We start from the raw sequence: 4,741 nt of genomic DNA, 5'->3' as shown, positions 1-4,741 counted from the left end.
AATGGTGGAGTCGGGTATTGGAACTCCCGGAATACCTCCCGGCCGTGGGGGTGCTTGAGGCAGCTCTGACCCCTCCGGTGCACGAGCTGTGGTAGGCAGGGCTGATGATCAGCCGACTCCCTCTCGATCAGCAACTCGAATCCCTTCGTGCAGTTCTGTCCCGTAACGGCATGTTGATGGAGGTGTTGGCGCGGGCTGTGACGTTGGATCTCCCCGGGTGGTATGTGACGGCTGGCTGTCTGTTCCAGACCGTGTGGAACGTCGTCACGGACAGCCCGCCGACCAACGGCATCAAGGACTACGACGTCTTCTACTTCGACGCCGGTGATCTGTCCTGGGAAGCCGAAGACGCGGTGATCAAGGCTGGGCGAGAGATCTTCGCCGACCTGCCTGTAGAGGTCGAGATCCGCAACGAGGCACGGGTCCACCTCTGGTATGAGGACAAGTTCGGGGTGGCGTGTCCGCCGTATGACTGCACCGAGGCGGCGATCGACAGTTTCGCCGCCACGACGTGCTGCCTCGGAGTACGCGTGGAGGCGGACGGTCAGTGGCGCGTGTATGCACCGCACGGCCTGTCGGACGTGTTCAACCTCGTTGTTCGGCCAAACCCGGTGCTTGCTCCCCGGGTGGTCTATGAGACGAAGGCGGCGCGGTGGCGAGAGCAATGGCCCGAACTGACTGTCCTGGACTGGCCTTCCACAAGTGTCACGTCGGAATCGTCCGGCGACTGACGTCGGCGGCGTAGGCGGCCCAGTCCCCGCCGGATGCCTTCTGCCACTGGACGGCGACCTGGATGTGGACGCCGAGCATCCGGGCGAGGATCGCGGCGGGGAGTTCTGCTGCGAGGGTGAACAGGGCTGTGGAGCGGTCCTGTTGGGGGCGAATGCCGATCTTGTGGAGTCGCAGGCCGATCTGGCTGTCGCTGAGCGGGCGACCTGGCTGGCCTCCGGGGAAGAGCCAGGGGACGTCGTCCGGGGTGCCGATCTTGGCTTTGCCTTGCCGGTTGGCGAGGAGTTCGCGGACCAGGGTGGCCAGCGGCATGGGGAGGACGACCGGCGAGGTCCCGAAGGTGATCGCGACGGTCTCGTCGGTGATATGGACGTCGTCGACGGTGAGTTGGCTGATGGTGGAGATCTTCTGTGCGTAGAGGATCAGCAGCAGTCCGGCGACGCGGTCCGCGGTGGGCAGGGTGTCGTCGTTGAGGAGGCGTCGCGCGTCGGCCCAGCGTTTCTCGCTGTCGATGGTGCCCTGCGGGCCCGTCCAGCGGACGGTGCCGAAGGTGAGGCCGTGGGCATGGCGGTGCTGTACGGACCAGCGGACGAAGTGGCCGGTCTCTTCACGGTAGGTGAAGGCGGGATCGGTCATCCAACGTTCCACGTCGGCTTGCGTGCAGGCGTCCAGGGCGAGTCCCTGGGCGGCGAGCCAGGTGAGGAAGTTGTCGGCGGCGGTGACGTGGCAGCGAACGTTGAGGTCCTGGAGCTGGGTGGTGTGCTGGTCGCCGATGCGCCGGCGGAGTCGGCGCAGGTGGTGCCAGACCGCGTAGCCGTGCAGGATCCGGCGTGCGGTGAGGTCCGTGCGGGCCTGGACCGTTTCGGTGATCCATTTCTCCAGGGCGACGAGCCGTTCGTCGCGAGGCGTCAGGGCGCCCGTGGCGACGAGGACGCTGCGAAGGTGAGCGAGCACCTTGCCCGCGGGAAGGCCGTCGAGGATGTCGTGGGTGACGCGGCGTTCGTCGCCGATGCGTTCCAGCAGGTCCTGGACCTTGGGCCGGGAGATCCAGGCCAGAGCGACATCGGGGCGCTCGGCACTCGTCAATGCCTCGTGGAACGGCACAAGTTCAGGGCCGATGGTGCCGGTGTCGTTGCCGAGTAGATCGCGGATTCTCTGGTCGAGGACGCATCGCTGGCAGGCCCGGGGGCTGAGCTGCCAGGTGGTCTCGCAGACCGGGCAGCGTCCCCAGAATTTGGGGTTGGGGTTGGTGCACTTCGCGCATAGCGGCTCCTCGAAGCTGCCGCCGCGGGCTTGGGCAACGGTGCCGCAGCCGGTGCAGGTCGCCCATCGCTGCTGGCAGCGTTCACACCAGGGCTGCCCGGTGGCCCGGGACATCTCGCAAGGGGCGGTGCGGCCGCAATGCCCGCACTCTTGGATCTCCTTCGGCCTGCAACTGGGGCAGCGGACACCGTCGGCGAGACGGACGGCGACCGGTCGACGGCGGCCGCAGCCGACGCAGACTTCCTGATTGACCGGGTCGCGGATCAGGCAGGTGGGACACAGCGGCTGGCCGGCGGCATCCCGGGTGGCGGGTTCACGGACGGCGCCGCAGCGTGCGCAGGGGACGGCCGCGTGCTTGGCGAAACAGGCCCGGCAGATCCGCTGACCGTCCAGGAGCTTGGACAGCGCCTTCACTCCGTGGCAGCGCGGGCAGGCCGGCTTGACGACTGTGGTGGCGCCGCCGGCGACGAGTTCGCTGATGAACCGCAGCACCGCCGGAGTGGGCGCCTCGTGCCCGGCGCTGGTCAGCAGTTCGGGGCGGTCGATCACGGCCCAGGCCAGTCGGTACTGCCCGGCGGGCCGTTTCGTGGCGCGTTCGAGAGCGGTCCGGACGGTGTCCTCATCGAGCGCAGAGTCGAGGCCGGTGATCAGCTGGGTGAGTTCCTTGACGGGATCGCCGTCGGTGTCGGGGCATTTGGCGCATCGGGGCTGGCCATGGCGGTCGCGCCTGACGACTCGCCGCTGCTGGTGGCAGCCCGCGCAGATGGCGGGCTTGTCGAAGCAGGGTGAGCATCCCCAGCGTCCGCCCGAGCGGCTGCCGACGTAGGGGCGGGGGCGACCGCATTCGCCGCAGTGGGGCAGGGCGACGTCCTGGGCACCTGCTTCACGGAGGGCCATCAGCAGCTTGGCGACGCGGAACGGTGCGGGTGGCTTGCCGGTCCGCAGCAGCGAGGGGTTGTCGTGGAGTGCCTGGGCGAGGTTGCGGCGGCCGGCTCGTGAGCGTACGAGGTCGCAGACGATGTCACGGACGCGGTCGGTGTCCAAGTGTTTCTCGACGTTGCTGACCAGCCGCACGATCGTGCCGACTGGATCGGCGAGGACTTCCTCAGAGTTCTCGGTCACCGGTCAACACCGGTGATCCGGGCTCGCCTTGGCCGCAGTTCGCCGACTCCTTCGGAGACCGAAGACCCGCCTGCGGCGGCCTTCTTCGGCTTCGTCGTGGAGTCGGCTGCGGCGATGGGTTCGATGAGGTCGTCCATGGTGCAGTCGAGGATGTCGAGCAGGGCCATGAGGATCTTCAGGCTGAGGCGTTCGGGCCGCTCGACGACGAGCCGGTAGACCTGGCTCGACGACAGGCTGATGCCGCGTTCTTTCAGCGGCGGGATGAGGTCGGTGGTGGAGAACATCCCGCGGTCCGCCATGACCTTGCGCAGGTGCCAGTGGTAGTCGAGCTTGGCGGCCATCATCGGGTCCTTCCTCGTCAGACGCCGGCGAACGCCGGGGCCAGTGCCTTGCTCAGGGCAGTGTTCATGAAGTCGTCGCTGACGTGCGTGTAGATGGCCGTGGAGCTGTCGCACTCGTGACCGACTTGCTGCTGGATAAATCGCCTATCCACTCCGTCTTCGGTCAAATGTGTGACATATGAATGACGGATTGAGTGCGGAACTAGGTCTTTTGGGAGTTTTAGTGCGTCGCGGTATGCCTCGAACCGGTCGTTAATAGAGCCGGGCTGGAGGCGTCCGCCGCGTTCGGTGATCCAGAGAGCCGGGTGATCGGGGAACCCGAAGCGCGGCCGGACGTTCTCGACGTAGTCGGCGACCGCCTCGACGGCCCAGTCCATCACCGACAGCACGTTCCGACGTCGTGGCGGCTGACCTTTCTTCGCCTTGCCATAACGGACGTTGAGCGTGCCGTACCGCCCGAACTGGCGAGCCTTCGGGTTCCGTCCGAAGTCGACCACGTCCAGCTTGGACGTCTCGGTCCGGCGAAGTCCCCAGCCGTAGATGACCTTGAAGAGGGTGGCGTCACGGTAAGCAGCGAGGGCTCCCTTGCGTTTGGACTTCACGGCGCGGGCGACCTGGTCGTCGGCGTAGTCGAGGAACCGCTGCAGTTCTTCCCTCGTGAACGGCCTCGCTTCCGGATCGCCCTCGTAATCCTGCAGGTGCGGGAGGGTATTCCACTCGTGAGCGATGGCCACCGGATAAGCGCCGAAGGCTTCTTCACATGCCGGGCCCCAGCCGTAGCGGGCGTCGATGAGGAGGTCGGTGAACAGCCGAACCGTGCCCTGGTAGCTGCGGATCGTGGACGGTGCCAGGTGCTTCTCGCTCGACAGAGAGGCCGACCACTCGTCCATGTGGGCCGGCGTCCACTGCCACGGGTACTCGTTCGCGAAATCGAGGAACCGGCGGATCAGCCGTTCCCTCGGGTCGATCGTCTCGTCCTTCAGCCCCCGCGACTTCTGCTGAGCCCGCCAACCCCTCAGCATCGCGTCGAACATCGCGTCCTCCGGACGCAGCTGGACCACACCGGAGACAAGCTCCATGCGAGCCGACCCAGCGAGGGCCACCTTCTGCTGATGCACCACTCCAGACCATCCCTTCTGGAGGGCAGATATTGCATCAGACGGGATCACGGTGGCAAACTGCCTGCTCAGGCGGCTAGGTCGTAGTAGCCTCGGAGTGCGTCAGGCCCTCGCCGTGAGCTGGCGACCTGCGACTTATCGCCCGCCTGATGCAATTCCCGAGGGTCG

Annotated in this window: 4 protein-coding genes; 1 reads left to right on the top strand and 3 read right to left on the bottom strand. The window is 66.7% G+C overall.

The window, feature by feature from the left end; genetic code table 11:
• Positions 1-104: 104 nt before the first annotated feature.
• Positions 105-731 carry a nucleotidyltransferase family protein gene (locus AQJ67_RS25785; RefSeq protein WP_062721559.1) on the top strand — a complete coding sequence of 209 codons (627 nt, stop codon included), beginning with the start codon at positions 105-107 and terminating at the stop codon, positions 729-731.
• On the opposite strand, the gene AQJ67_RS25780 is transcribed toward AQJ67_RS25785, so the two are convergent.
• The 3 genes from AQJ67_RS25780 to AQJ67_RS25770 are packed head-to-tail and all read right to left on the bottom strand — an operon-like array spanning position 706 to position 4,576.
• A complete protein-coding gene (locus AQJ67_RS25780; RefSeq protein ID WP_062721557.1) occupies positions 706-3,114 on the bottom strand; it encodes a site-specific integrase in 2,409 nt (802 codons plus the stop codon). The genes AQJ67_RS25785 and AQJ67_RS25780 overlap by 26 nt on opposite strands.
• Positions 3,111-3,458, bottom strand: a complete 348-nt coding sequence (locus AQJ67_RS25775; protein ID WP_062721555.1) for a helix-turn-helix domain-containing protein — start codon at positions 3,456-3,458, stop codon at positions 3,111-3,113. Before AQJ67_RS25775 ends, AQJ67_RS25780 begins: the two co-directional genes overlap by 4 nt.
• Before the next feature lie 14 nt (positions 3,459-3,472).
• Positions 3,473-4,576: a tyrosine-type recombinase/integrase gene (locus tag AQJ67_RS25770; RefSeq protein ID WP_079056163.1), complete on the bottom strand. Its 1,104-nt coding sequence runs from the start codon at positions 4,574-4,576 to the stop codon at positions 3,473-3,475.
• Positions 4,577-4,741: the final 165 nt, after the last annotated feature.

This window comes from Streptomyces caeruleatus, assembly GCF_001514235.1.
GTDB lineage: Bacteria > Actinomycetota > Actinomycetes > Streptomycetales > Streptomycetaceae > Streptomyces > Streptomyces caeruleatus.
Note: the sequence above shows the minus strand (reverse complement) of the source record. Positions and strands in the feature narration are given on the sequence as shown.